At 66.2% G+C, this 26,912-nt stretch carries 26 protein-coding genes and 1 riboswitch; of the genes, 14 read left to right on the top strand and 12 right to left on the bottom strand.

Translation table 11 applies throughout. The annotated features are described in order from the left end of the window. Nucleotides 1–354: 354 nt before the first annotated feature. Entirely contained in the window at nucleotides 355–1,482 is a 1,128-nt protein-coding gene (locus OG225_RS11760) for an acyl-CoA dehydrogenase family protein (RefSeq protein WP_405181700.1), read from the top strand. Next, nucleotides 1,479–2,738 (top strand): acyl-CoA dehydrogenase family protein, encoded by a 1,260-nt coding sequence (locus OG225_RS11765; RefSeq protein ID WP_405181701.1) that lies wholly within the window; start codon nucleotides 1,479–1,481, stop codon nucleotides 2,736–2,738. Before OG225_RS11760 ends, OG225_RS11765 begins: the two co-directional genes overlap by 4 nt. Before the next feature lie 95 nt (nucleotides 2,739–2,833). On the opposite strand, the gene OG225_RS11770 is transcribed toward OG225_RS11765, so the two are convergent. Next, on the bottom strand, nucleotides 2,834–3,508 hold the full coding sequence (locus tag OG225_RS11770; RefSeq protein WP_405183239.1) for a nitroreductase family protein: 675 nt from the start codon (nucleotides 3,506–3,508) through the stop codon (nucleotides 2,834–2,836). A gap of 362 nt (nucleotides 3,509–3,870) precedes the next feature. Between OG225_RS11770 and OG225_RS11775 the strand changes: the two genes are divergently transcribed. After that, nucleotides 3,871–4,299: a pyridoxamine 5'-phosphate oxidase family protein gene (locus OG225_RS11775; RefSeq protein WP_405181702.1), complete on the top strand. Its 429-nt coding sequence runs from the start codon at nucleotides 3,871–3,873 to the stop codon at nucleotides 4,297–4,299. A 166-nt stretch (nucleotides 4,300–4,465) separates the two neighbouring features. Here the strand turns inward: OG225_RS11775 and OG225_RS11780 are convergent, their stop codons facing one another. The 4 genes from OG225_RS11780 to OG225_RS11795 form a co-directional block, all read right to left on the bottom strand. Continuing rightward, entirely contained in the window at nucleotides 4,466–5,191 is a 726-nt protein-coding gene (locus tag OG225_RS11780) for a helix-turn-helix transcriptional regulator (RefSeq protein WP_405181703.1), read from the bottom strand. Nucleotides 5,192–5,740: 549 nt separating this feature from the next. After that, complete coding sequence (gene metE, locus OG225_RS11785; RefSeq protein WP_405181704.1) at nucleotides 5,741–8,005, bottom strand: 5-methyltetrahydropteroyltriglutamate--homocysteine S-methyltransferase; 2,265 nt, start codon at nucleotides 8,003–8,005, stop codon at nucleotides 5,741–5,743. A 137-nt stretch (nucleotides 8,006–8,142) separates the two neighbouring features. Continuing rightward, nucleotides 8,143–8,375: riboswitch (cobalamin riboswitch) on the bottom strand. 145 nt (nucleotides 8,376–8,520) lie between these two features. Further along, nucleotides 8,521–8,811 carry a hypothetical protein gene (locus tag OG225_RS11790; protein WP_405181705.1) on the bottom strand — a complete coding sequence of 97 codons (291 nt, stop codon included), beginning with the start codon at nucleotides 8,809–8,811 and terminating at the stop codon, nucleotides 8,521–8,523. Between the two features lie 118 nt (nucleotides 8,812–8,929). Then, on the bottom strand, nucleotides 8,930–9,520 hold the full coding sequence (locus OG225_RS11795) for a hypothetical protein (RefSeq protein WP_405181706.1): 591 nt from the start codon (nucleotides 9,518–9,520) through the stop codon (nucleotides 8,930–8,932). Between OG225_RS11795 and OG225_RS11800 the strand changes: the two genes are divergently transcribed. Then, nucleotides 9,519–9,764, top strand: a complete 246-nt coding sequence (locus tag OG225_RS11800; protein WP_405181707.1) for a hypothetical protein — start codon at nucleotides 9,519–9,521, stop codon at nucleotides 9,762–9,764. The two genes, OG225_RS11795 and OG225_RS11800, sit on opposite strands and share 2 nt — an antisense overlap. Before the next feature lie 687 nt (nucleotides 9,765–10,451). On the opposite strand, the gene OG225_RS11805 is transcribed toward OG225_RS11800, so the two are convergent. Further along, a complete protein-coding gene (locus tag OG225_RS11805; protein WP_405181708.1) occupies nucleotides 10,452–10,715 on the bottom strand; it encodes a hypothetical protein in 264 nt (87 codons plus the stop codon). Between the two features lie 259 nt (nucleotides 10,716–10,974). On the opposite strand from OG225_RS11805, the gene OG225_RS11810 reads away from it, so the two are divergent. Together OG225_RS11810 and OG225_RS11815 are read left to right on the top strand one after the other, a co-directional pair. Then, nucleotides 10,975–11,118: a hypothetical protein gene (locus OG225_RS11810; RefSeq protein WP_405181709.1), complete on the top strand. Its 144-nt coding sequence runs from the start codon at nucleotides 10,975–10,977 to the stop codon at nucleotides 11,116–11,118. Between the two features lie 271 nt (nucleotides 11,119–11,389). Beyond that, nucleotides 11,390–12,646 (top strand): cytochrome P450, encoded by a 1,257-nt coding sequence (locus tag OG225_RS11815; RefSeq protein ID WP_405181710.1) that lies wholly within the window; start codon nucleotides 11,390–11,392, stop codon nucleotides 12,644–12,646. A gap of 1,658 nt (nucleotides 12,647–14,304) precedes the next feature. On the opposite strand, the gene OG225_RS11820 is transcribed toward OG225_RS11815, so the two are convergent. Then, complete coding sequence (locus tag OG225_RS11820) at nucleotides 14,305–14,715, bottom strand: nuclear transport factor 2 family protein (RefSeq protein WP_405181711.1); 411 nt, start codon at nucleotides 14,713–14,715, stop codon at nucleotides 14,305–14,307. A gap of 85 nt (nucleotides 14,716–14,800) precedes the next feature. Here OG225_RS11820 and OG225_RS11825 point away from each other — a divergent pair, with 85 nt between their 5' ends. Further along, nucleotides 14,801–15,352, top strand: a complete 552-nt coding sequence (locus OG225_RS11825; RefSeq protein ID WP_405181712.1) for a TetR/AcrR family transcriptional regulator — start codon at nucleotides 14,801–14,803, stop codon at nucleotides 15,350–15,352. Between the two features lie 160 nt (nucleotides 15,353–15,512). On the opposite strand, the gene OG225_RS11830 is transcribed toward OG225_RS11825, so the two are convergent. After that, nucleotides 15,513–15,992, bottom strand: a complete 480-nt coding sequence (locus tag OG225_RS11830; protein WP_405181713.1) for a hypothetical protein — start codon at nucleotides 15,990–15,992, stop codon at nucleotides 15,513–15,515. Nucleotides 15,993–16,794: 802 nt separating this feature from the next. Here OG225_RS11830 and OG225_RS11835 point away from each other — a divergent pair. Next, on the top strand, nucleotides 16,795–17,745 hold the full coding sequence (locus OG225_RS11835; protein ID WP_405181714.1) for a DUF4185 domain-containing protein: 951 nt from the start codon (nucleotides 16,795–16,797) through the stop codon (nucleotides 17,743–17,745). A gap of 536 nt (nucleotides 17,746–18,281) precedes the next feature. Here OG225_RS11835 and OG225_RS11840 read toward each other — a convergent pair. Beyond that, nucleotides 18,282–18,974 (bottom strand): TetR/AcrR family transcriptional regulator, encoded by a 693-nt coding sequence (locus tag OG225_RS11840; RefSeq protein ID WP_405181715.1) that lies wholly within the window; start codon nucleotides 18,972–18,974, stop codon nucleotides 18,282–18,284. Between the two features lie 175 nt (nucleotides 18,975–19,149). Here OG225_RS11840 and OG225_RS11845 point away from each other — a divergent pair, with 175 nt between their 5' ends. Both OG225_RS11845 and OG225_RS11850 read left to right on the top strand, forming a co-directional pair. Continuing rightward, a complete protein-coding gene (locus tag OG225_RS11845; RefSeq protein WP_405181495.1) occupies nucleotides 19,150–20,535 on the top strand; it encodes an IS1380 family transposase in 1,386 nt (461 codons plus the stop codon). Between the two features lie 307 nt (nucleotides 20,536–20,842). Beyond that, complete coding sequence (locus tag OG225_RS11850) at nucleotides 20,843–21,484, top strand: NAD(P)H-binding protein (protein WP_405181716.1); 642 nt, start codon at nucleotides 20,843–20,845, stop codon at nucleotides 21,482–21,484. A 10-nt stretch (nucleotides 21,485–21,494) separates the two neighbouring features. On the opposite strand, the gene OG225_RS11855 is transcribed toward OG225_RS11850, so the two are convergent. Then, nucleotides 21,495–21,926 (bottom strand): hypothetical protein, encoded by a 432-nt coding sequence (locus OG225_RS11855; protein WP_405181717.1) that lies wholly within the window; start codon nucleotides 21,924–21,926, stop codon nucleotides 21,495–21,497. On the opposite strand from OG225_RS11855, the gene OG225_RS11860 reads away from it, so the two are divergent. Next, nucleotides 21,913–22,227, top strand: coding sequence for a hypothetical protein (locus tag OG225_RS11860; protein ID WP_405181718.1), 315 nt, complete (start codon nucleotides 21,913–21,915; stop codon nucleotides 22,225–22,227). The two genes, OG225_RS11855 and OG225_RS11860, sit on opposite strands and share 14 nt — an antisense overlap. Before the next feature lie 88 nt (nucleotides 22,228–22,315). Continuing rightward, nucleotides 22,316–23,773 carry an FAD-binding oxidoreductase gene (locus OG225_RS11865; RefSeq protein WP_405181719.1) on the top strand — a complete coding sequence of 486 codons (1,458 nt, stop codon included), beginning with the start codon at nucleotides 22,316–22,318 and terminating at the stop codon, nucleotides 23,771–23,773. An 82-nt stretch (nucleotides 23,774–23,855) separates the two neighbouring features. On the opposite strand, the gene arfB is transcribed toward OG225_RS11865, so the two are convergent. After that, nucleotides 23,856–24,284 (bottom strand): alternative ribosome rescue aminoacyl-tRNA hydrolase ArfB, encoded by a 429-nt coding sequence (gene arfB, locus OG225_RS11870; protein WP_405181720.1) that lies wholly within the window; start codon nucleotides 24,282–24,284, stop codon nucleotides 23,856–23,858. A gap of 294 nt (nucleotides 24,285–24,578) precedes the next feature. On the opposite strand from arfB, the gene OG225_RS11875 reads away from it, so the two are divergent. Both OG225_RS11875 and OG225_RS11880 read left to right on the top strand, forming a co-directional pair. Continuing rightward, on the top strand, nucleotides 24,579–26,030 hold the full coding sequence (locus tag OG225_RS11875) for an amidase (protein ID WP_405181721.1): 1,452 nt from the start codon (nucleotides 24,579–24,581) through the stop codon (nucleotides 26,028–26,030). A 197-nt stretch (nucleotides 26,031–26,227) separates the two neighbouring features. Continuing rightward, nucleotides 26,228–26,527, top strand: a complete 300-nt coding sequence (locus OG225_RS11880; protein ID WP_405181722.1) for a hypothetical protein — start codon at nucleotides 26,228–26,230, stop codon at nucleotides 26,525–26,527. A gap of 57 nt (nucleotides 26,528–26,584) precedes the next feature. Here OG225_RS11880 and OG225_RS11885 read toward each other — a convergent pair whose 3' ends face one another. Continuing rightward, nucleotides 26,585–26,881: a hypothetical protein gene (locus OG225_RS11885; RefSeq protein ID WP_405181723.1), complete on the bottom strand. Its 297-nt coding sequence runs from the start codon at nucleotides 26,879–26,881 to the stop codon at nucleotides 26,585–26,587. Nucleotides 26,882–26,912: the final 31 nt, after the last annotated feature.

Consider the following 26,912-nt stretch of genomic DNA (forward strand, 5'->3'; position numbering starts at 1 on the left):
GGCCGGATCCATGCCTATTGACAAATTCGGACGATCTGCCGTAAATGTTGAGCGTTCGATTAATCAAGGGTGATCAACCGCGTGGAGATGCTGGTGCGTCGTGTGCCGGCGCAACTCCATTCATTCTGCCTCCACCGTCGATGGGAACCCTGGTACCGACATGTCCAGATCAGACCGCCATTCCGGGGGTCCGTGACACCCGGACGGCTCGATGCGAGCGGTCTCGCGGCCGACGTGCACGGCAGGTCCGGTACCGCTACCGGCCGGTCTGTCGGGATCGCGGTCCGAATCGACGCCGTGAGGTGTCGAGTTCGAAGTTTCAGATGCCGGATCCATACAGGAACGAGTTGACCGATGCTATTGGATGCGACGTCCGACCAGAACTTCTTCCGGTCGACCACCGCGCAATACCTCACCACCCACGTCCCCGTCACCGTGATCCGCGCGTTGCGTGAGCATCCGGATGGATACGACCGGGACTACTGGCGCCGCGGCGCCGACCTGGGCTGGACGTCGCTGCTGGCCGAGGACGACGGCCAGGGTGTCAGCGGACGCCCGCTGGTCGACCTCACCCTGCTCGCCTACGAGTTCGGCCGTCACAGCGCGCCGGGTCCGCTGGTCCCGGTCAACGTCGTCGCGGACGCCTTGCACGAGACCGCTTCGCATCCGGATGTGCTCGAGGAGTTGCGATCGGGATCGGCGATCGCGACCTGGTGTTGCGCGGAACCGCCGCCCCATCACACGCTCGGCGCATACGGCCTGCGCATTCGGGTCGACGGTTCGGATCTGGTGATCGACGGAGTGAAACGTCCGGTCGAATCGGCGCAGTCGGCGCGGTACTTCCTGGTGAGCGGGCAGAGCGAAGACGGGCTCACCCAGGTCTTGGTGCCCGCGCACACGCCGGGGATTTCGGTCACGCCGTTGCGCTCGATCGATCTGGTCCGCCGTTTCGGCACGGTGGTGTTCGACAACGTGCGCGTGCCCGGCGGCGCGGCGGTCGGCGATATCGGCGGCGCGGCCGAGCAGATCGAACGCCAACTTCAGGTGGCGTTGGTCGTGCAGTGCGCCGAAACCGTGGGAGCCATGCAGATCGGTTTCGACATGACGGTCGGGTGGGCCGCCGATCGTTACGCGTTCGGGCGTCCGCTGGATTCCTACCAGGCGCTGAAACACCGTTTCGCGGATATGAAGTCGTGGCTGGAAGCGTCGCACGCCATCGCCGACACCGCCGCCGCCGCTGTCGCCGATCGCCGCCCGGACGCGGATTCGCTCGCGAGTGCGGCCCAGGCCTATATCGGTCAGCACAGTGTCGAAGTGCTCCAGGACTGCGTCCAGTTGCACGGCGGCATCGGGTTGACCTTCGAGCACGATCTGCACCTGTTCCTGCGCCGGGCCACCATGAATCGGATGCTGCACGGCACCCCGTCCGAACATCGTCGGCGGATCGCGAACCGTGTCGTGGAAGAAAGGATTTCGGCATGAGCGACCAGATCGAGTCCGTCGAGGACTTCCGCGCACGCGCGCGGAAATGGATCCGGGCCGAACTCGGAAAGTACCGCGGCGAGATTTCGGCCGGACTGCGCAGCGTGGACAGGGACGTGGAACTGGCGGCCGTGGCCTACGACCGTCGCTTGCAGAGCAAGTTCTACGAGGCCGGTTTCGCAGGCATCGCCGTCCCGACCCGGTACGGGGGACAGGGACTGACCGGCGCGCACCAGAAGGCGTTCAACGAGGAACTGCTCGGCTACGAATATCCGACCCGTTTCCAGGTGCCGACCATGTCGCCGTGCGCGGCGGTGCTGTTGGATTTCGGAACCGAGGAACAGAAGTCGCGCCATATCCCGGCCATCCTGCGCGGGGAGGAGATCTGGATGCAGTTCCTGTCCGAACCCGGCGGCGGCTCCGATGTGGCAGGTGCTGTCACGACGGCCGTCCGCGACGGCGACGACTGGATCCTCAACGGCGCCAAGATCTGGACCACCGGCGCTTGGTGGTCGGATTGGGCGCTGTGCCTGGCGCGAACCAATTGGGATGTACCGAAACATCGCGGACTGACGGTGTTCATCCTGCCGATCCATCAACCGGGGATCGAGGTGCATCAGATCGAAATGCTGAACGGCGCCAAGGATTTCTGTCAGGAATTCCTCACCGATGTCCGCGTTCCCGACAGCGATCGGGTCGGCGCGGTGGACGACGGCTGGACGGTCGGGCGGCGGTGGATGTTCCACGAGAGGATGGCCGCGAACTCGCCCCACGTCACCCGGGCGGACCGGCCCGCGATCGTGGACACCCCCATGGTGGATGTCGCGCGAGCGGCGGGGAACGTCGACGATCCGGGCGTACGTGAACTGCTCGGCGAAGCGCATATGCTCGACCTCGTCGGTTCGGCCCTGCAGGATCGGCTCACCGTCGGTTTGGCCTCCGGCGTGCTGCCGGACCAATCCGCCGCCATCGGCAGGCTTTTCCACGGTGTCGCGGATGTGCGCCAAGCCACTATCAGAGCCGATATCGCGGGTTCCGCGGCGGCGGCGTGGCCCGAAGACGACGATGCGCTCGTCGGCGCGGGCGAGGCCTTCCTGATGCGTCAGGTCGCCTGCATCGGCGGCGGCACCACCGAGATGGCGCGTAACGCTATCAGCGAACGCGTCCTCGGCATGCCGCGCGAGCCGGGCCCCGACGGCAATCTCACCTTCCGTGAGATACCACGCGGAAAGGTCCGCAGTTCCGGGCCGGGGTGACAACCCCGGCCGGACTTCCGCGCCGACATCGAGGTCGCAGCCGGTCTCCGTCAGGTGGAGCACTTGGACGGCCGTTGGTCCGGCGAGCGGCACGACTACGACTGGCCTCTGGGTCGGGCACCTCGTCCGAAGGTGATGTCGGCGTGTTCGGCGTCCCAGCGGTTGCGGAAGACCACGTCGGTGAGGGGGCGCCGACGCACGGGACCGTGCTGTCCGCGCGGCCAGCCGACAACGATGTGCCCGGCCAGAAACCATTCGTCGGGAATGCCGACCGACTCGCGAAGGATCTGGTCGCCGTCGTAGGACGCCCAGCTCGTCAAACAGGCCCCCAGCCCCTGCGCACGCGCGGCGAGATAGAAGTTCTGCACCGCGGGATAGATCGAACCGCCTTGCAGGAACTCCGAGGAGAAGTCGTTCTTGAACGCGGTGAACAGCACGGAGGTGTATTCACCTGCGCGGTCGTGTAGTTCGTAGGTGGCGCGGTTGTTCCGCGCTGCGCGGCTCTGGTCGCTGTCGTCGGGCCTGCTCATCCCGTAGATCGATTCGATCGACCGCAAGGCGATCCCGGCCGCCTGTGCCACCGCGGCCCGCTGTTCGGGCGCGTCGAGGACGACGAATCGCCACAGTTGCGCGTTGGCGCCGTTCGGCGCCCAGGTCGCGGCTCGTAGGCAACGGTCGAGCGTCGTGTCGTCGACCGGCTCGTCGGTGAATCGGCGAATCGAACGCGCGGTGGACAACACTTGCCAGACATCGTCACTCGAAGAGGGCATTGCATTGGTGTACTCGACATGCCCGAAGATGTCGAGAGCCACGTTGCCGTGCGAAATGGTGTGCGCTTCGGCGCTCCTCAGCGACTGCACGAACGTCGACAGCAGGTCAGGGGCGGTTGCGGCGAGTTGTTCGGCGAACTGCTTGCCTGTCTCGATAGGCTCGATCCCGGTCATCGCGTGAACTGTCCCTTCGTTGAGTTTCGCGGTTCCAGGAGAATCACACGGCGATCGTCCACTGTCCGGCTACGGCACGCTCGCGTGGTCGCTACGGAGTCGCTGGTAGACCACTCGGCTGGACGCAACCCGCCGTTCGTTCGGCACGAGCCGAGGCTCGACCCGAATTCGAAGGAAGGATGTGGTCGATGAGTCTTTTCACCGATGGGGAGAAGGAGTATCTCTTCCGGCAGCGGTTGGGGCGGTTGGCTACGTCCGGCAGGACGGGCGTCCCGCACGTCGTCCCTACCGGTTATCACTTGGATCCCGAGCGGCAGGTGCTCAAGATCGGTGGGCATTCGTTCGAGGGCAAGGAGCGGCTGTATATCCGTCATCTGCGCATCAACCCGAACGCCGCGTTCGTCGTCGACGACCTCGTGACGGAGCCGACCTGGACGCCACGCGGGGTGACGGTCAAAGGCAAGGTGCGTATCCACGAGTCGGGCGGCGAGGTTCTCGGTCCGGGCTTCGGCGCACGCTGGATCGAGTTGGTCCCGAACTGGGTCAACTCGTGGGGCATCGACGGTGACCCGTACACGCCGATGGCGCCACGCAAACGCGTCGACAGCGACGACTGACCCACCATTCGAGGTGATCGCGATGCGTCCGGAGGATCCGCCTGCCGCGCTCGGGTGTCTATCGGTGGGTGCTGGTGGAGTCGGTCAGTGCTCGCTCCACCCCTCGACGTTCGGGAACTCGCCTGACGGATGAGCCAACCGAATACGCCGCCACTCCGGCAGGGGATCACACCCCCGGCGACGCCCGTACGGTTGCGGGGGCGGCCACCAGCCGATCGAGCGCCGCCCGCGAATCCGGATCGGCCGCACGGTAGATGATGACCCGCTGATCGGGGTCCTGTAGCGGCACGAGTACTTCGAAGGTGACCGTGAGGGGCCCTGCTATCGGGAGGCATAGGGGTTTGCTGCCGCGCCCGCGCACCTTCACATCGTGACCGGCCCATGCCCGCGCGAATTCCTCGCTACCGGCCCTCAGTTCCGCGAGCATATCGGCGAGCCGCTGATCATCGGGATGCGCGGCCCACGCCGCCCGCAGATCGGCGATGCCCTCGCTGATCACGCGTTCGCGTTCGACGTAGAAATCCCGCATCGCCGGATCCATCAGGCACAGCCACATCGTGTCGCGCCTGCTCGGCGGTACCAGTTCGAAATCGGTGACGAGCAACGCCATTTCGCGGTTCCGGACCAGGATGTCGTAGCGGTGGTCGACCAGCATCGCGGGCAGCGGCGAAAGATCCTCGACGAGCCGAGCCAGTTCGGGTGCGGGAGCGGTCACCGGTTTGTCCGGGCTGGGCAGGCGTCGACGGGCCAGATCGAACAGGTAGGCGCGTTCGTCGTCGTCCAGGCGCAGCGCGTGCGACAGGGCTTCCAGTACCTCCTCGGAAGGTAGTAGGCCGCGTCCCTGTTCCAGCCGGACGATGTAGTCGGTGCTGACACCGGCCAACTCCGCCACTTCCTCGCGCCGCAGACCGGGGGTGCGCCTGGCCTGACGGCGGGCGGGCAGTCCGAGATCCCCCGGGTCCAGGCGCTCGCGCCTTACCAGGAGAAAGCAGCCAATTCCTGTGTCACATCGACGATGCCGGTCATCGGTATCGATCCTACGGGTGGGTAGGACCGGCTTTCCCAGGAAGTTCCTTCCCTTACCGCCGCCCCGCCCTCCTTCCAGACTGTTGTCGGACCGTATACGCCACCATGACAGGAGCGAGACATGTCGGAAACTCTCACCCTCGATACCTACCGGCTACTCGAATTGCCTTACGGTGCGCCACAACCGGGCCTCGCCGTCGGCGTCACGTGGCGGGTTCAACTCCACCGAGAACGGTACCTGCGTCGTGGAGTGGGTACGCAGATTCTCCACGACCGATCGAGCGGCGGACGCGGTGTGGACGGTTCGGACGGCATGGCCGGTCACCGTGCGCGGAAATGTGTGCATGTTGGCCTCGGGCTGGAAGGGATGCGCCGGATGACCGGGGTGCCCGCGTTCGGGCGCCCCGGTATCACGTCAGCGCAGCGCCTGGGCCGCCGCGACGAGATTGCGCAGCGAGGCGACCACCTCGTCGTTGCGACGGGTTTTCAAACCGCAGTCCGGGTTGGCCCACAGGCGTTCGGCCGGAACGGCTTTCAATGCCAGTGCGAGAGACCTCTCGATCTCCTCGGAGCTCGGCACCCGCGGGGAGTGGATGTCGTAGACACCCGGGCCCACGCCCAGATCGAAGCCTGCCGCGTTGAGGTCGTCGAGCACCTCCATGTGCGAGCGGGCCGCCTCGATCGAGGTGACGTCGGCGTCCAATCCTGCGATAGCCCCGATGACCTCGCCGAACTCCGAGTAGCACAGGTGGGTGTGGATCTGCGTGGCATCGGCGACACCGGAGGTCGAGAGGCGGAACGCGTCGACCGCCCAGTCCAGGTAGGCGGCCTGGTCGGCCTTGCGCAGTGGCAGCAGTTCGCGCAGCGCGGGCTCGTCGACCTGGATGATGCCGATTCCGGCCGCCTCCAGGTCCACCGTCTCGTCCCGGATGGCCAGTGCGATCTGGCGGGCGGTATCGGCCGGCGGCTGATCGTCGCGGATGAACGACCACGCCAGGATGGTGACCGGGCCGGTCAGCATGCCCTTGACCGGCTTGCGGGTCAGCGACTGCGCGTAGGTGATCCATTCGACGGTCATGACCACCGGACGCTTCACATCGCCGTACACGATCGGCGGGCGCACGCACCGGGTGCCGTAGGACTGAACCCAGCCGTTGATCGTCGCGGCGAAGCCATCGAGCTGCTCGGCGAAGTACTGCACCATGTCGTTGCGCTCGGGCTCACCGTGCACCAGCACGTCGAGGCCGATTTCCTCTTGCAGCGCAATGACTTCGGCGATCTCGGCACGCATCCGCATGTCGTACTCGGCCTGGTCGATCTCGCCACGGCGGAGTTCGGCACGGGCCACCCGGATCCGGCTCGTCTGCGGGTAGGAGCCGATCGTGGTGGTCGGCAACAGCGGCAGTTTCAACCGCTCCTGCTGCACGATCCGGCGCTCGTCGGCCGGAGCGCGGCGCGTGGCACCGGTATCCAGACCCGCCAACCGCTCGCGTACCGACTCGACGCGCAGACGAGGATCCGCCTTGCGGTCGGCCACCGCGGTGCGAGCGATCTCGAGGGCCTGCGCGACCGCACCCTCCCCCTCACGGAGGGCGGTGGCCAGCACCCGGACCTCGGCGATCTTCTCCTGCCCGAACGCCAGCCGGCCGCGCAGCCGCTCGTCCAGATCGGTCTCGGGCTCGAGGCTGTAGGGCACGTGCAGCAGCGAGCACGAACTCGACACCGCCACCGACACACCGGCGTCGCGCAGCCCGATCAGCCGCGGCAGTGCAAGGTCGGGATCGACCCGCCAGATGTTGTGACCGTCGACCACGCCCGCCACGATCAACTTGTTCATGATCGACCGAGCCACAGCGACATCCGCGTCCTCACCGGCGACCAGGTCGAGAGCGATGGCCTCGATGCCGGTCTCGGCCAGCACCGGCAGCGCCGTGCCCAGCCGACCGAAGTAGGCGGCTACCAGGATCGACGGACGAGTCGACACCTCCGACAACCGCTGGTATGTGGTGCGCACCGCCGCGAGTTCGGCCTCGGTGAGATCGGTCACCAGCGACGGCTCATCGATCTGAACCCACTGCGCACCGGCCTCGGCGAGCAGGCCCAGCAACCGCTCGTAGAGCGGCAACAGGTCGGGCAGACGGTTCAGCAGATCGCTGTCATCCACCGACTTGGCCAGCTTCAGGAAGGTGATCGGACCGACGACCACCGGCCGGGCCGGGACACCGAGGGCCAGCGCCTCCTTCAATTCGGCCAGCGGCTTGTCCGGATGCAGGGAGAAGGCCGTATCCGCGGCCAGCTCGGGCACCAGGTAGTGGTAGTTGGTGTCGAACCACTTGGTCATCTCGAGCGGAGCGATCTCGGCATCACCTCGGGCGGCCGCGAAATAGCGATCCAGCTCGTCGGCGATCCCGGACACCCGCTGCGGCAGCGCGCCCAGCAGCACGGCGGTGTCGAGCACCTGGTCGTAGTAGGAGAAGGTGCCCACCGGTACCGAATCCAGCCCGGCCTCGCGGGCTTCGGTCAGCTGGGCGACGCGCAGGTTCGCCGCGACGGCGTGCAGGGCCTCGGCATCGACGCGACCGGCCCAGTAGGACTCGATGGCGCGTTTGAGCTCCCGGTTGGGGCCGACGCGCGGAAGGCCCAGCACGGTGGCGGTAAAAGTCGTGTGCGGGTTCGACATTGATGAGCTCCATGGTCAGCGGCAAGGACCGCCACCCAATATGGAACGCACGCCGATGGAGCCCGAGAAGCATCGTTCCCGTGCCCGGGTCCCACTGGGCGTGACGCCCAATCCACGAGGCGACGACCACCGGATACGGCGTATCCGGTACAACGGGCAGGTCTTCGGACTCGTGGGCATCGACCCGAGAATGGGGTCGACCCCGGCGTTCGGTGCCCGGGGCTGGTCCTACCGACCGTCGCTTCCCAGGCATGCGCCCAGTGCGGGTGACGGCTGTCGTTCCCACTTACCGCTGCGGGACAGTCCCGGATTCTCACCGGGTTCCCTCTACACCCCGCGGCGCGCGAACACCGCTGGGCTTCGACGCCATCGGACGGATCAGGGGCTCCTCGACTCCGCCTCCGGCGAACCAGCTGCGTCGACAAATATAGCCAACACCGACCGGATCGTGAAAGGGGGGACATCTCACACCGAGGACCGCGACCTGGGACCACCGATCCAGGAGAACGTGCGCATCAGCGTGTGGCGCCCACCGGCCAGACCACACTGACCGGAATTCCTCGGGCGCGAGCCGACTCCACCACGCTGCCGGTGCCCGAATTCTCACCCGCGTCACCACCCCACACCGCGATCAGTCGCTCGCACGCGGCGAGCATGACTTCGTTCGCGGCGGCGGGGGCCTTACGGTCGGCGTCGTCGAAATCCATGACCTGCACCCCAGCCGCACGCTCCAGCAACGCTTCGAACTCCGCACCGTTCTCGGGTATCACCTTGTCGCGCTGATAGTTTCGGGCAGACAGAACCACCTCGAGTCGACCGCCGAGCTCGAGAACACACCGCGCGAAGACAGTATCCGCACCACCCACCAAACAGCTGACCACCCGCGCCGGAAAGGAAGTGACGCACGGTCGAGTCCGGTAGCGGTCAGTGTGGGGGACGTAGGGCGACATCGCCGATCGTCGCACCCACGCGCTCCAGCGTGTCCGGCGCGCCGTCGGTCTTCGCCTGGGTCCAGCACCGGTTGTGTGGGAAAACCACATACGTGGCCCAGCGCGAGGCCGCCCGCCACACGATGCGCTGGCTGTCGCCGGGCACGTCCCACGCGATGACCGCCCAGGTGCCGTCGCATTCGCGCACCGTCGCGGTCGCGTTCCGCTGATAGTCGGCGAGTTCGAGCTGCCCGACGATGCTCTGGGGATCGCAATGCGCCGCCTGCGCGGAATCCCTGAAACGCAACGAGCCGGTGACCGATTCGCCGTCGGCCGTCACGAAGAGGGCGTGCATTCCCTCCGGCACGGGGTCGGAGCCGGGCGGCGGGGTCATGCCGAAGTGGTAGCAGCCCACCGGCACCGTGAACGTGCTCCGCCCGTCGGCGTCGGTGGTGCCCGTCCAGCGCTCGACCTCCGGAGTCCCCTCTGGTAGATCCCGCGAGGCGGGACCGCACGGTGCGTAACGTGCCAGGCGCACCGGCACATTCGGGACCGCGACGCCCCCGACGGTGACCGTGCGCAGCATGACCGTGCCGGATCCGGCAGTCGACGCAGGCTCGGTGGCTGGTGTCCCCGGGGCGCCGGTGGTCGTTGTCGGGGGTGACGATGCCGGAGCCGACGGTGCGGTGGTGTTCGAGCGCGGCGCCGACGAGCTGACGGTCGAGCCGGACTGCGACGTCTCCGCCTGCGACGTACTTGTCGCGCCGCCCTCGCATGCGGCGACCGCCGCCACTGCGCAGACAATGAACGCGGTGTTTACGAATCGCTGAAGTCGCATCGTTTCCCCCTGGTGTTGTGTCCTGCTGGCGCCTGTATATCGCCTGTTCACCCCCGGTATTGCCGCGCGAGGAGCCCAATGTTTCGTGGGCTTGCGCCAGGCGACCTTTCCTTCCTCCGCCATGTTGGAGAACCTGATATCTACCGCACCACCCGCAGCGACCGTTTTCGCGGCTCGTTCATCTCGCACTCCCATCAGCCCACATCGCTTCGTAGAGGGAACGGATGCCTAGTTCCGAAATGTAGCCCCGACAGGAACATTCACAACACTCACCGATGCATCCCGCCGTCATCTCTGCGGAACTACCACCGGAAGTGGGCTAGAGCCGAACGGGGTACACAGATCGGGGATCCCCTCGCGCGGCCAAGATTGCGGAGGCACGCCGATACCTGCGCGCCCCTCTTCGGTCGCGAACGGTTCCTCGAATGGTGGCGGGGGTGCTGGATTTGTTCGCTTCGTGCGGGGAAGTGCTCGGGTGTGCATAGTGCAAATCGCGAGTCATGGTCTGAGCGAGGTATCTGCGGCTGAACGAGTGGCGCCGGGTGCGCGATGCCGTCGATGTGGACGGGTGTTCGTCTCCGATCTGGCGCGGCGGCCGCGACCCGTCAGTGACGAGCCGATCGCCAGTTGATCCCCGAACCGGGCGAGCAGGTCCTGCTCGCCCGGTCGGACGGAGTTATCAGCGCGCGGAACCGCTTTCGATGAATTCGCGGATGAAGCAGAGGGGGCACACGGGGTCGAATGGTGCTGTGATCTGGGTCGAGGCGGTGGTCGATGGCGCCACAGGGATTCCGTTCGGCGCTGCAGCGGCGAGCGCGGGCTGCAGGGCGAGCGCGACAGCAAGCGCGCCGCCGACAATGACATTCAGCATGGGACGGTACAAGAGATCCTCCACGTTGATGCGATGAGCGGTGAGGGTAGAAAGGCCCGTCGTTGCGGTCATGCCCCCAGTTCGAGGTGCGCTGCCGGTGCACCTCTCGCACCGAGGCTGTCGCGTCGCTGTACTCGAGGGTGGAGGACATGGGTCAGCCAGCGTCCGCTGCCACGAAGCCTGACCCCGGCGTGGCGTCCACGCAGCCGGCATCGATCGACAGGCCCAGCGGCCGCGCGGATCGAGCGACGATCCACCGGTGTAGCCCGACACATAAACGTCTTCGCTGTGATCGTTTGAACGTCCACACCGGATCGAGGGGATGACACCGATGCTGCACGACCGGAAGACCGGTATCTATCAGGGCGACCGCTACTTCGCCGGATACTTGCGCGGTCGTACCATCGAGCAGGACCGCTCCAATCGGACCGCCGAGTGGTGGAGCGGCGACAACGGTTGGACCGCCACGACATAGCTCCGCCCGCAACCACACCGGATATGCCCACCGGTTCGCGGTGGGCATATCCGGAACCGACAGCGAGATCGACCCAGCCCAGGTCTGCCTGGCGCGTGAAGGTCGATACTCGAGTATCGGCGATCGGGTCGTCGAGGTTGGTCAGCCAGTCGATGAAGACGGAATGCGCGGTGGAATCGTGCGTGGCCCGTTCGCCAGAACGGCACCGGGGCGTCGAACGTTGTATCGTAGCGGTCGATCGATCTGTCATGCAGCGTCAGGAGCAGTCGTCGTGCATACCCCTACGCGCGATCGGGTTCGACGGCGACCTCGGTTCGATCCGTTCAGCGCGGAGTTCCGTCGTGATCCCTACCCGGTGTATCGCCGATTACGCGAGAGCGAGCCGGTGCACCGCACATTTCTGGGTGTGTGGGTGCTCACCTCGCACGCGGATATTCGCCAGGTATTGCACTCGAGTTCGTTCAGTTCCGAACACGGCCCGCGTCTGGTCGCCGCGAGGGCCGAACGGCTGGGGCGAGCGCGCAACGCCCGTACGGAGCTACTGGGCGAGCGGTCGCTGCTGTTCACCGACGATCCGTATCACGCGCGTCTGCGTGGTCTGGTGAACCGCGTCTTCACCTCGCAGGCCGTGGCGGGCCTTCATCCGCTGATCACCGGTGTTGTCGCCGAGTTGCTGCGCGCTGTCGATCCGGCCGACGGATTCGATGTGATCACCGATTTCGCGGCAGGCTTGCCGGTGCGGGTGTTGTGTGACTGGATGGCGCTGCCGCGAACGCTGTACGACAGGGTCGGCCCGTGGACCCGCGATATCTGGCGCCTGCTCGATCCGGGGACGATGACGGCGGCGGATTTCGACCGCGCCGACGAAGCCGCCGATCAGTTCGTCGAAGCGTTGAGCGACGTGCTGGCCGAGCGCCGTTGCGATCCCGGCCCGGATTTGATCAGCGGCCTGCTCGCGGCGCGCACCGCGGGGGGTGAGTCGCTCACCGACGACGAACTGGTCTCGGTCTGCGTCATGTGTTTCGTCGGAGGGCTGGAGACGACCACCTCGCTGATCGGCAACGGTGCGCTGGCCTTGTTGCGGCATCCGGATCAGGCCGCGCGGCTGCGTCGCGACCCGAGCCTGGCCGTAGCGGCCGTGCGGGAGACATTGCGCTACGACCCGCCGCTGCAATCGACCACACGGCTGGCCACCACCGATACCGTGATCGGCGGCGCTGCGATCGCGGCGGGCGATCGGTTGCTGCTGTGCCTGGGCGCGGCCAACCGCGACCCCGCGGTCTTCCCCCGGCCGGACGAGTTCGATCTGACTCGCTCCGGTGCGGGCCAGCTCGCGTTCGGACACGGGATTCACCGGTGCTTGGGCGCGCTGCTGGCCAACGCGCAGGCCGAGATCGCGCTCGAGTACCTGTTCTGCCACCTACCCGAACTGGCCCTGATCGGTGGCGACGTGCACCGGCGGGAAAACACCTCTCATGTCAGAGGGCTGACGCGATTGCCGGTGCGATCGCGGTGTGAGATCTGTTGAGGCGCAGTCTGGTTGGTCCGGCCCGGGTGGTGTGATAGAGACCAGGCGGACAGCGGGAGCGACGGCCGGCCTGCATTGCGCTTCTTCGTCCGCGGCCGGCGCCGCGACGAGAACGCAGTCGTCGCTGGCCTGCCCCTGCCCTGGAACAGCGTCGCGGTCGAGGACTATGTCAACCCCGACGTAGGCGCCCGGCCGGACAACAAGCAGAGTGAGGTCTGCGGCCGCTCGGCCAGGGTGCAGTCGAGCAGTGTGCCTGCCAACCCGGGTCCACGAGAAATACTTCCTCGCAACCGCTTTCGGAATGCCCGCTTCGTCGTAGTGGTCGAGGCCACCGATCCATGGCTCGAGCAGGTAGCTTCCCCGTCGATCGGCGGCCGGACCGTGCGGCTGCCATATATGAGGGACACACCTTGCGCGGATTCTCCGCCCGGCCCGCGGGCCGGAGTGCTGGCGCGGGGCACCGATTGAGCTACGCCATTCTCGAGGATTGCCCCCAATTCGGTCGGCTTTCATAGTCATGTCTTCCGTGTCAGGGTCTATCGAGGGAATCGATGCAGCGTGGTGATCAGGCCAACGAGGCGGGGAGACGAGGGGCGTCGTGGATAGACTCGAGGTCGATATGCCCACCCTGGCAGGGTTCAGCTGGGGGTAAATGACTATGCGACGTCGGAGAATATCCTCGGCGGAACCACCTGGCTGCAAACAGGTTGGACCAGGTCGGGCGCACAAGCCTTCGGCGGCATGGCGGGCCTGCTCGGGGACGCGATTGCCGTGCGCAGCTGGGACCTGTATGCGGTGTCGAAAACCGTCCAGAATGCGGGCACCTGCCTCGAGCGCTTGGTGTACAACCAGGCGGTCGGGCTGAGCAACGATCTCACGCGGCCGATGACGTTTGTCGGGCTGACGCTCCCCGTGGGAGTTTGGGCTCTGCTGACGGACCATCCCATGCGGGAGTCGTACAGGTCCGAAATTCTCTCAGCTGTCGATTTGTTGAAGGCAGCGGCAAAATCCAGACAGGATGGTATGACCGATCTCATCGAAAGTATCTCGTCCGCGCTGAATTATTCTCCCGGGCGGACACCCCTGACATTCGACGCTACCTCGGTCGGGACACTCTGTATCAGCTCGCGTTGTCGACAAGCCCGGACGGTGTCCAGCAGCTGCTGCGGGCATCGAACTTCTCCGCGCCGCTGGTCAAAGTTGTCTTCAGGGTCGCCGAAACCACCATTGCGGGACCTCCGCTCGATACTTCGCCGTCGATCCTGCGAGCCGAGGACCAATACCGGGGCTCCGACGGCAAATCGGTGTATCGAATAATTATCGTGGATGAACGAGATCAGGGGAGTCGCTACATCCACATTCAGTTGTTCGACACGTAACACGCGGAGACCGCCGGCACAACCGGACCGTCCAGATATCCAGGACGGAGCCGCCCGGGTCGTCGGAGATCGCCGCTGGGTCGCCAACGTCGTAGTGGACCAGAACCGAGTCAGTTCGGTCCCCGGATAGGGCTCGAACCGAAATCCGGCGAGTTCTACTGGAGCCCCAAGGTGTTCCAGTCCGCTATCCGGACCTTTCGTGTCGACAGCAGCCGAGCGATCCTCTGTTGCCGATGAGCGGATGCTGTTCGCACCAGCGTATTCGGTGTGAGTATTCGATCAGGGCTGCACGGGTGCGCGGCGCGCGAGGATCCTCCGGTGGCAGATACGCCAACCCTGTGGTTCCCGACGGAGCGTGTCCTCGTAGACGACAGTCCCGCTCGTCCCGTCCGCATTGACCGCCAGCCCCTTGGAGCGCGCCCGCACCCGGTCGCTAACGTGTGCGGTCAGAACGATGTTGGTGACGTGATGCCCGAGCGGCTGGGACGGGTCATCCTGGTTGTCGCGGGCCATTTTCCGCAGCGCCGCGATGCCGTAGATCGTGCCGAACCCGAAGTCTTCCAGGTCCAGTACCAGATCGTCGGTGTACAGCTCGTCCCACCGATCCCAGTCGCGGTCGTCGGCCACATGTCCGTGCAGCGCGATCGTCTCGTGTATCGCGATTCGATCCGCCGCGGTGATGTCCAGCATTCGACGACCTCTCTCATAATCGGGGACCTCCCCGTTTAGTGGTCGTTAGACTAACCGGGGGGTACCCCACTTAGCAAGGAGAACGATGGCCGACCGACCACGGCGCGCCGATGCGCGCCGCAACTACGAGCTGGTCCTGTCGGCCGCGAGGGAAGTATTCGACGAACTCGGCGTGACCGCACCCCTGGACGAGATCGCCCGCCGCGCCGGGGTCGGGAATGCGACGATGTACCGCCATTTCCCTACTCGCCGCGACATGGTCATCGCTGTCTACGCCGAGGAGGTCACCGGGTTGGGGGAGTTGGGCCGGACCTTGCTCGAGGATCTTTCGCCTGCCGATGCGTTGTTTGTCTGGCTGCGCGCGTTCATCGCGCATGTCTCCACGACAGGACGACTGCCCCTTGCCATTCCGGATGACGAGGCCGGGCAGCGTTCCGCGCTGTACCGGGAATGGCACGAGACGATGCACACCGCTGCGGCCGATCTGCTGCGCCGGGCGCAGCAAGCGGGCGCGATCAAGGCCGACCTCGATGTGGCCGACCTGCTCGCTTCGGCCAACGGAATCGGACGCGCGGCGGCGGACCCTCCACAGGCCGACCGGTTGCTGGTCATCGTCCGCGATGGCCTCGCGCGCTAGTCGCCGAACAGACACCTTGTCGAACGAGGCGGCTGCCGGAAGTACCTACGGCCCCACCCGCGACGGCGATACATCCACCCTGATCCGGTGTTTCGAGGCATCGGTTGGTGTTTGGGTCCGTGGCCGGTCGTCGTCACCGACGGTCGGGGACGATAACCGGCTACGCGGAGTTCACCAGTCGATGAATGGCCGCGGCGATATGGGCGGGTTGTTCGGCGGGCACGATGTGCTCGGAATCGCATTCGTTGAATCTCGCCCCGATCTGCTCGGCGTAGCGGCGGTGATATTCGCGGATGACGTCGAGATTGCGGGCGTGGTGGCGCGCGGCCCTGGTCACGGACAGCACGGTGACGGGGTTCGGCAGTTGTGATGGGCGGCGGCGGAATTCGTCGATCGCCGTGGCGACGGCGGTGATCTCGTGTCGGGTTCGGGCGCGGGCCGCGGGGGTGAAGTCCTCGGCCAGCATGGCGGCGTAGGTATCGGTGGAGAGCAGGCGTCCGTGTGAGCGGGTCAGGGCCTGCATCAGCGGTGGGCAGAGCGCGAGTCGCTGCTGTACTGCGAGGATGCGGTCGGTCTTCGTGGCGGTTTTGGTCCGATCGTCATAGATCGGAGCCGCTTCCGGCGTCGGGTCGACGAGCACCAGACCCGCAGGCGGCGGTCAGAGCCTTTCGACGGGCAGGCCGCCATCCAGGAGTTCGTCGACGAGGTCGTGTCCCGCTTCGGTCGCCCATGGCGTCGATCGTGACACTCCCAGTGATCGCCCGCTGGCGAGAGTGGTTCTGAGATCCGGCGGACCGGCGGCAGTTCGCATCGGTTCGAGCCCCGACGGCGCGATGTCCTCGATCCTGGAACTATGCCTGGTCGGCGAAGCTCACGAATCACCATTTTCGAATATCGCTGTAACGCTTCGGTTGTGCTGAAGATACGCGGGGTGGGGGAGGTCGAGATCCTTCGGCGTCGGGGCCCAACGGATGGACGAATCACAATACTTTCAGGGGGACGATATGCCTGGACAAGGCGGTATTCGAAATTCGGGTGGAGAGCTGTTCGGTGGCCTCGGGGGAGTGCTTCGGCGGTGCGGGGGATGCGGGGGAACCATTTTGTGGTCCTCGCGTGTCGGACGGTGGGAACTCGACCTACGAGGCGGTGAACGCTTCCCGCAGGCCGGCGAATGACGGGGATTCTTCCTTCTGTCACTGATTCTGCGCGCGCCGAGGCTTTCGGGAGTGATCGGCGAAATCGCGTCATCGCCGCTCGGCTCGCAGCTCGGATGAACCGTCATGTCAGCCGCTGTTTTCTTGCGCCGTGAACTCTTATCGGCACGTCGGAACGGTCGGTGAGGGCACGGGCCGGTAGCGGCGCGGAATCGAATTGCCGAATTTCAGCGCTCGGGTTCCCAGCGAACCCGGCGATTTCATCATGGATATGAAAGGGGCCGAACCATGCCCAAAATCAAGAATCTGAATCCCTCGCCAATCGGCCGGATCGGTGGCAGCGACCTCGCTATCCCGTTCCGGATGCCCGACGGCCGGATCGGCTACCTCTGGGGTGACACGTTCGACGGGACCATTCCGGCCGTCGGTAGCGGAGCGGATTGGCGCTCGCCGGTCCTCACCATCGCGAACGACACCCCGGTCGGTATGCCGATCGGGTTCGTGTCCTCGCCCGGCAACAGAAAGCAGCTCTGGAGTTACCCGCACAACAACGGCGAGTTCACCACGATCCTGCCCACCGACGCCATCAGCGTGGGCGACCGCATCTATCTCTGGGGCATGGTGGCCAACGGCCTCGGCAACGAGATCCGGTGCGAAATGTGGTACTCCGACGATTTGGGCCAGCATTGGTATATCGCGCTGGGCACGCACCAATTGCCCGACGGATCACCACGCTGGTCCACCGGATACTCCGGCGGTCGCCGCACGATGGTCACCTGGGAACGCGGAGGTGAGGGCTATATCTACATCATCGGCACAGGCGGACTGGCCCGCGACAAGAACGCCTCGATGTGGCGCGTCGCCGAAACCGCCACGGCGATCGAGGATCCGTACTCCTGGGACGCCTGGCAGTACCGCGACGGCTCCTGGCAGTGGGGCAAGGGCGATGCCGACGAGATCCTGCCCCCTGGAACGAGATTGGGGGAAATCTGCCTGCGGCGTATCCAGAACCACTGGGTACTGTCCGGATTCGACGCGGGCGCGTACCAGGCATTCGTCCGCGTCGGTTACGGCCCGATCGAATACATCAATTGGCATACCGCGCCGCACACCAATCCGGTGTGGGGGCGGAACAGGGATCCGGGACATACGACATCCAAGAGCGCCTGTACGGCTGCTACGTCCATCCGTCCTCGAGATTCGAGAACCCCGACGGATCGACGGGCACGTTCGCGATGATCGTGTCCACGTGGGCGCTGTCGGGAAATCTCTACCGCGCCATGCAGTATCGAATCCCCACTCCCGCCGCGCTCGGTCCGGTGTCGACATCGGGAGCGGTTACCCGGAGGGCGGTCCGTCCGCTCGTCACAGCCAAGTCGCGCCCATCCGCACCCGCGACGACAACGATCCGCAGTGGCGCCCATGACGATGTGCGCCGCGTCCGACCGGACGGCCCCCGACAGCACTGATCGGGATAGGGCGACCACGCTGCACGGCGTCTCGATCCGCTGGACGCCGGCCACTTCGAGAACGAAGTCGGGACCGTAGGCGGTGGCCGGGGTCTGGAAACCGGCAGGCGCAGTGTCCGTCGAGACGCGTTCCAGAAGTGGACCGGCTGTCCGTCCGGAGAACTCGCAGGTTTCGGGTCTGTGCAGTATCGCGGTGGTCGTGCGCCGGTCGGGCGCGCTGACCCGTGCTGGTCTGATGCCGGTACTGGTCGACGAGGTGCCGATAGAAATTGTTCTCCGGCGATTCCATGTCTCCCGGTTGGCGGCTCATCGGCTGTCGGGGCTCGCGAGGTGGGTCATCCGGGCGGTGAGGCCGTCGAGGATCAGGTCGAGTCCGTAGGTGAATTCGTCGGCGTAGGCGTATCCGGGCTGGAGTGCGTGTTCGGTGATGAACGCGGACAGGTGCGGGTATTCGTCGACGGGCATCGCGTTGCGGATGTCGTTGGCCACGGTTTCGATGTCCCCGGAGCTGTTGAACGGCAAGTTGATCTCTTGCAGGACGAAGCCGTAGATGTAGCTGTCGAGAACCGACACCGCGTGAGCGGTCATGGGCATGGAGAAACCGGCCTCGCGCAGGACGCCGATCGCCGAATCGTGGTGGCGCAGTGTGGCGGGACCGGGGTGGGCTCGCGATTCCACCAAGCCGACGGCCCATGGATGCCGTAGCAGCGCGGCACGGACCGACTCCGCGCGTTGTCGCAGCCCCGCTCGCCAGCCCGCGTTCGGATCGGGCAGGTCGATCTCGGCGAAGACCGCGTCGACCATGCCGTCCAGCATCGCGGACTTACCGCTGAGGTGGTGGTACAGCGACATCGCCTCGACTCCGAGACGATCGGCGACCTTGCGCATGGTCAATGCCTCGACGCCCACCTCGTCGGCGACCGCGACCGCGGTCAGCACGACCCGCTGCCTGCTGAGTGGAATCCTGTGTCCGACATCGCCGTTCGATTCTTCCGTCATGCCACCCTTCGCAACCTTCGAACGCCGCCTCTTGACGGCCTTACCTTGTAAGTCTAGCCTCGCCCAGTCATGGAAATAGCTTCTGACCTGCGGCAGGAATGGCGAAAGGTGCTCTGACCTGCGATAATTCGACTTGCGACAGTTGAATTTCTCGAGGGTCTGGAGCACCTTTCTGGTGAGTGAGTCTATATCGCCGTATCCGCGGCTGGGTATCGATGGTGAAGGTTCGGGCGTGGTGTCACACGCAGGTGCGACGCTACTGCTGCGCACTGCCGAGAAGATCGGGTTGACCGGCGGTTTATCGGAAAAGTTGAGGCCGTGGCGCAAGTCGATGACTATCCACGATCCCGGCAAGATCGTGCTCGATCTGGCGGTCTGCCTCGCGATCGGTGGTGATTGCGCCGCGGATCTGGCGTTGTTGAGGGCCGAACCGGGGGTGTTCGGTTCGGTGGCCTCGGACCCGACCGTGTCGCGCACGATCTCCACTCTGGCGGCCGAGGCGCCGAAAGTGTTGGCTGCTATCGCTTCGGCCCGTGCCGACGCTCGCGCCCGAGCCTGGACCCTGGCCGGATCCGACGCCCCCGATCACCGGATCGGCATCGATACTCCGTTGATCATCGATCTCGATGCCACCCTGACCGACTCGCACTCGGAGAAGCAGGGTGCGGCACCGACATTCAAACGTGGCTTCGGGTTCCATTCACTGTGGTCGTTCATCGACCACGGCCCGGACGGGACCGGGGAACCCGCCGCGGTAATGCTGCGCCCGGGCAACGCCGGTTCCAATACCGCCGCAGACCACAAGCGAGTCCTGTCCGACGCCCTCGCCCAAATGCCATGGCAGCCTTCATGGCGGGTCGGACGGAAGGTATTGGTGCGCACCGATTCCGGTGGTGGAACCCATGAGTTCCTCGACTACTGCCACCGCCGCCGACTGCAATACTCGATCGGGTTCACCCTCACCGACGACATCGTCGAAGCCATGGACACCCACCTCACCGACCGTGACTGGACCCCGGCCTACGATGCCGACGGCCAGGTCCGGCCCGGCGCCTGGGTCGTGGAAGTCACCGGCCTCACCGACCTGTCCGGATGGCCACCGGGCATGCGGCTGATCGTGCGGAAGGAACGCCCCCATCCCGGTGCCCAACTGCGGTTCACCGACCGTGACGGACTCAGGTTGACCGCGTTCGTGACCAATACCCGCCGAGGTCAACTCCCCGATCTGGAACTGCGCCACCGCCGCCGCGCCCGCTGCGAGGACCGCATACGCGCCGCCAAGGACACCGGACTACGGAATCTGCCGTTCCACTCCTTCGACGCCAACCGCATCTGGCTCGCACTCATCGCGCTCGCCCTTGACCTGACCACATGGATGCAAACCCTTGCCCTCCACGACCACCACGCACGCCGCTGGGAACCCAAAACCCTACGGCTACGCGTGTTCTCCGCCGCCGGACGCATCGCCCGTCACGCCCGCAGAACCCGACTCCACCTCGCCCGCCACGCACCCTTCACCGAACTACTCACCACCGCCGCGGCACGCCTGCAACCAGGATGACCAGCCATTCCACCGTCCCGACAACCAAGGAAACCAACCCTCCCGAGGTCCGTGGAACCCGGCAGTCAGCCCGCTGCGCGGGCTGACTGCCGCACCCACAATCGGGAAACTACGATCGAAATACCAATCCGAACCCGCTCAGGCCAGCACGTCAGCCCCACGAAAGATTGAGGCTAGCTTATCTCGTAAGGCTCCCTTATGACGTAAGGGAGATCGGAGAAGTGGGAGCCATGACAGCGGACCGGAACACTCACAGCGAAAACACCCGACCGATGCGGGTCTGCATCGTCGGAGCCTCGGGCAGTACATGATCGAACACGCCCTCACCCGTGGCTACGACGTCGTGGGCGTCTGCCGGGAACGCAGTGTCGCCAAACTCGACCGATTCGCCGACCGGATCAGGATCGTGCCCGGCCAGACCGACGACCCGGCCGTGATCGCCGACGCGGTCGAGGGCTGCGACGGCGTGCTGACCGTGCTCGTCCCGTGGGGAATGCGCGACTATTCCTCGGGGACCGCGCGAGCGGTACTCGACCACGCCCGCCGAGACGCTCGGCTCGTGTTCTCGTGCGGCTGGCACATCACCCTCGACGGGCAGGATCGCTACACCCGCAGACTCCGCGCGTTCGTCGCGGTGTTCGGATCGCTCGCCAGGATCGTTCGCGTCGCCGACCTGAACGACCAGGTGCGCGCGTGTGATCTGATCTTCGCCAGTGACACCCGCTGGACCGTGGTACGCGGCAGCGACCTGGAAGAAGGCCCGAGCCAAGGACTTCCGATCTGGCGCGACCATGTCGGCGACCCGGCCCTGGCCTCGAACCTGACCCGCCGCGTCGACTTCGCCCTGTTCATGGTCGAAGCCCTCACCGACGACTCCCTCATCGGTCGAGCACCCGCCATCGTCGCCGGTCCCGCCGCGGACACCCTCGCACAGCCGACACCCGGGTGATCATGGAGGCTCAACGGTCGGCGCATGGTCGCAGATCTATACCGGTAGCAGCAGCTGGTTCAGGTGGACGTCGTCGGAGCCCGGGGGAGTAGCCGTGCAGGTGCGTGTCGCTGAGTGTGCGCAGGGTGCGGATCGCCGCGAGTATCCGCTTGTCCGCCTCGTCGGCCCGCCAGATGAGCGACCACGGGTAGGCGGGCATCGGGTCGACGAGTTCGATGCTGTGCAGGCGCGGGTCGGACGGATCGGCCATGTCGGTGGCGGTGAGGAATACCGGGCCGCCCTCGGCGCAGGTGTCCAGGATGTAAGCCGCGTCGACGTCGTCGACATGCGCGAAGTCGATTCGGCAGTCGAATTCCTTCGCGAAAGTGCGTGCGAAGCTGCTCCATTCGGTGGCGAGTCGGTCGACCATCAGGGTCGATGCCAGCGGCGTGGCGAGGGCCACGGTCACCGGCTACAACACGGCGTTCGCCGTCGCCGCCGTGATCGTCGGCTGCGCCGCGGTGGCTGCCCTGCTGCTCCTGCCTCGCGCGTCCGCCGCACCGGTCGCCGAGCCGGAACCGGTGGACGCGGGCAGCGGTCGACGCCGACACCGCCGTGAACCTCGTTCGGGTCTCGTCATCGTCCTCGATTGGCGTGTCGGGACGCGCCGCCACGTCACCCCGTTATCGTGCGGGAGTCGACAACCAAGGATCACCCGGCGGCTGGAGGGTAAAGAGTCCCTCGGCGGCCGGGTACCGGCGTAGCCCGATCGAGAGGATCTGGACCTTGAGCGATCTTTCTCGCCGTGACCTGTTGCGGGCGTCGGCGGCTGCCGGCGCCGGAGCCGTCGTTGTGTCGGGCCTCGCGGCCGCGGACACGCCGGATGTCGCGGACGCGAGCGCCCCGGGCATTATGCCCGCGGACAACCCGAGTAGCAGCCCGGGATGCCCGCCCGCGACGCTCACCGGCCACATCGTCCGCCCGGATGACGCGTCGTACACCGATGCGCGACTCGGCTGGGACCAGCTCTTTTCTCACTACCCGCTGGCCATCGTCTTCGCGCAGGAAACCCAGGACGTGGTGAACGCCCTGACGTGGGCGCGGCAGCACGACATCGCGCTGCGGGTGCGGAGCGGCCGCCACGCCCTCGAAGGCTGGTCGAACATCGACAACGGCCTCGTGATCGACGTCAGCCAGCTGAAATCGGTGCAGATCGACCCTGACGCCCATACCGCGACGGTCGGCGCCGGACTGACCCAACTGGAAGCGGTGACGACGCTCGCGAAGCAGAATTTCGCGGTCACCACCGGGAGCGAGGGCAGCGTGAGCCTGTGTGGCGCGACGCTCGGCGGTGGCCTCGGGCCCCTCAACCGCTGGCTCGGCATGGCCTGTGACAGCCTGCTGGCGGCCGAGGTCGTCGTCGCGTCGGGTCACGACTGCGCCGAGGTGATCAACGCGGACTCGCAGCACAACTCGGACCTGCTCTGGGCACTTCGCGGGGCGGGAAACGGCAACTTCGGGATCGTCACACAACTCACCTACAAAGTGCATCCGCTCGAGCATCTCGCCTATGTGCAGGCGACATGGGACGAACTCGGGGACCTGTACGGGGTCTTCGATGCGTGGCAGCGTACGGTGCCGTCCGCCGACAGCCGTCTGGGATCCGAACTCGAGATCCGCAAGTCCCAGATCCTGCTGTCCGCGTGGCTCGCGGACGGGACAGCGGCCCAGGCCACGGAGATGCTGGCTCCCATCCTGTCGGCCGGCACGCCCGATGTCACGGTGCGGGTCGGTAACTGGGGCGACTTCTTCGCGGCAGCCCAGGCCCCGCTCGACCAAGAGCCCGCGAACTGGAAGTTCTTCTCGCAGTTCGTCAAAGCGACGTTCCCGAAGGAGGCGATCGACATCATCGGCGACTTCATGCGAAACGCTCCGACCGAGGAGAGCAACTACTTCGTCGATGCCTTCGGTGGGGCGATCGGGCGGGAGCCCCCCGGCGGCACCGCGTTCGCGCACCGCGACGCGCTCTTCTACGGCGAGATCGGCGCGGCCTGGGGGACTCGTTCCACACAGCCGGGCGTCGGCGACCCGCTGACCGCACAGGCCCAGGCATGGACCGCCGAGTTCAGTCAGGCGCTGCGGCCCTACGTGGACGGCGCCTACGTCAACGTGCCGAACGTCGGAATGCAGGGGTGGGCGACCGCCTACTGGGGGAGCCCGCACTTCGAGCGGCTGCGTGGGATCAAGGCGAAGTACGACCCCCACAACGTCTTTCAGTACGAGCAGAGCATCCCACCCGCGTCACACTGATCGACAATTCGTCGCTGCTGGCCCGCAGCGGCGAAGGGTTCCGGCCCGTCGTCGGCCGGCGGTGGAGGGCACTTCTGTCGGGTCAGTCGTCGGGGGAGATGCGGCGGTTGCGTTTGGTGACGCCGCGCCGCTTCTTCGCTGAGATGCGTCGTTCCTTCGCGCCGCGCGAGGGCTTGGTGGCGCGGCGGACAGGTGGCGGGGCGGCAGCGGCGTCACGCAGTAGCGAGGCCAGGCGTTCGCGGGCGGCCGCGCGGTTCTGTAGTTGTGCGCGGTGCTCGGATGCGGCGATCGTGAGTACCCCGTTGACCAGGCGGGTGCCCAGGCGCTCGAGCATCCGGGTGCGCAGCAGTTCCGGCACCGAGGGGGAGTTGGCGAGGTCGAACGACAGCTCTACCCGGCTGTCGGTGGTGTTGACGTGCTGTCCGCCGGGACCGGACGACCGGGAGAACCGCTCGCGCAACTCGGGCGCGGGTATCACCAGCGCTCGGGTCACGGTCAGGTCTTCTGCCATGATCCGACGCCGTTCTTTCCGCTTCGCGAGTCGACTCTGCCAGGTGGGTCCGGTCGCGACCGGGTGCCAGCCTTGTCGTTCACGATAGCGATGACCTCGTCGAGGTGTGACGAGCAGGCCATCCGCACATGCCCGATCCATGCGTGTCGGCCGGTGTCGTGTGCATGGCTCCGTCAGCGGCCTTCGATGGCAGAACGAGTGCGTGACTTCACCGATGCAGGTGGACTGCTCGACTTTCCCGTTGTGCGAAGCCACATTTCATGGCCTCCGCGGCACGCTAGTAGCGTCGAATTCATGGAGTGGAATCTTCGATCGGCCGAGGAGCTTTCGGCGGCTTTGCGTGCCGGTGAGGTGACCTCGCTGGAACTGACCGACGAGGCGATCGCCCGCATCGAGCGCGACGACAAGGTGATCAACGCGATCTGTGTACCGGACTTCGACCGTGCGCGGGACGCCGCCCGTCGTGCCGACCAAGCGCTCGCCCGCGGTGAGGATCAGCCGCTGCTCGGTATTCCGGTGACGGTCAAGGAGTCCTACAACATGGCCGGGCTGCCTACGACCTGGGGCATGCCGCAACACGCGGACCACGTGCCGACCGAGGACGCGGTACAGGTGTCGAGGCTGAAGGCCGCCGGTGCGGTGATCCTCGGTAAGACCAATGTGCCGTTGATGCTGCGAGATATCCAGAGCTTCAACGAGATCTACGGCACCACCAACAATCCGTGGGACCACACTCGCACGTCGGGTGGGTCGTCCGGCGGTTCGGCGGCGGCCCTTGCCTCCGGGTTCGGCGCGCTGTCCATCGGCTCCGACCTCGCCGGTTCACTGCGCACCCCCGCGCATTTCTGCGGCGTCTACGCGCACAAGCCGACACTCGGTCTGGCGCCGACCCGCGGCATGGTCGCGCCGCCCGCACCGGGCTTGCCGACCGACCTCGACCTCGCTGTCGTCGGACCGATGGCGCGCACCGCCCGCGACCTCACGCTGCTGCTCGACGTGATGGCCGGACCGGACTTGCTGACCCGCGGCGTCGCCTACCACCTCGACCTGCCGCCCGCGCGCCACGAGCGATTGTCGGACTTCCGTGTCCTGATCATCGAGGACCATCCGCTCATTCCGACCGGATCGGCGGTGCGGGCGGGCGTGAACCGGGTGGCCGAGGCGCTCGTCGACGAGGGCGCCCGCGTCGAACGGCGCAGTCCGCTGCTGCCCGATCAGACCGAAGCGGCGACGCTCTACATGCTGCTGGTGCTGTCGCACGCCGCCGCGGGTATTTCCGTCGACGTGTACGAACAGCTACGCACCCGCGCCGCCGCCCTGAGCACGGACGACCGGAGCCTGGATGCGGCACGGCTGCGCGGCATGGTGCTCAGCCACCGCGACTGGGTCGAGGCGAACAACCGTCGCGAACTCCACCGCCACGGCTGGCGGCAGCTCTTCGCCGAGTTCGATGTCGTGGTGTGCCCCATCACGCCCACTCCCGCCTTCCCGCACGACCACAACGGCGCTCTGGAGAGCCGACACATCGACATCGACGGCGTCGAGCACCCGTACTTCGACCAGCTCGCCTTGGCCGGTCTGGCGACCATGCCCGGCCTACCCGCCACCGCCATCCCCGCGGGCCGGTCTCCCGAAGGGCTGCCGGTGGGGGTGCAGCTGATCGGTCCGATGTTCGAGGACCGCACCCTGTTACGGCTGGCCGAACTGCTCGAACAGAAGATCGGCGGTTTCCAGGCACCGATGTAGGGACGGCAGACCCTGTCCGCATTCGGCCGGGCGGAACATCACGGCCGATTCTTTGATGTCGGCAGGTGCTACTCGATCGCCGTGCCGTCGCGAAACGTGCCCGCCTACCACGGCGGGCCGTCCGGGCGAGATGGCTGTAACATCCCCTGGTTGTCATCGGCGCGGCGCGACCGCGCCCGTCTCGGGGGGAAATCGGTATGTTCGGCCTGAAGATTCTGGGAGAGTTCGCGTTCGGGATCGACCCACGGCTGCTCGTCGCCGCAGGCTTCCTCCTGTTGGTACTCGCGTGGTTCCTGTGGGAAGCGGTCGCCACCCCCGTGTACTGGGTGCTGGATCGTCTCCGTGGGCCAGACCGATCCGAGACCCCGGAAGCGATTCGGGCGCCGAGGGAATCGAACAGTCGCCGCACCGCGGACAGCCGTGAACGTCGCAGCGCCCGCGCCGCCGCACGCCGAGCCACCCTCCATACGAGGCGGACCGACCACACCCTGGACTAACCGCCGACGTGATCGAGGTTGTCCGCTCCCATCCATATGGCTCGTCGAGATCAATCTCTAGCGGGATCCTGAATCTGGCCGGATTCCGCCTGCTTCGCGGCGGTGACGCATCCGTTCTCGGAAGGCGCCCTGAAGTTCGCCGCTCAACTGGTCATCGAACAGCGACCGGGCCTGTGCCAGCAGCTCTTTCGGTGCATTCGGCCCGGCAGCCTTGATGCTTTGCAGCGCCTCCACGACTTCGAGGGCAAGAACGAGTCCGGTCGGAACCCTGCCACGCTGGGCTTCGGCCAACGCGCGCTCGAAATGCTCACGCCGCTCGACATCAGTAGTCGGGCACGCCCGTTCGGGAATCACTCTCCGGACCTCCTGGAACACATCCAGCGAA

This window comes from Nocardia sp. NBC_01377 (genome assembly GCF_045040005.1).
GTDB lineage: Bacteria > Actinomycetota > Actinomycetes > Mycobacteriales > Mycobacteriaceae > Nocardia > Nocardia noduli.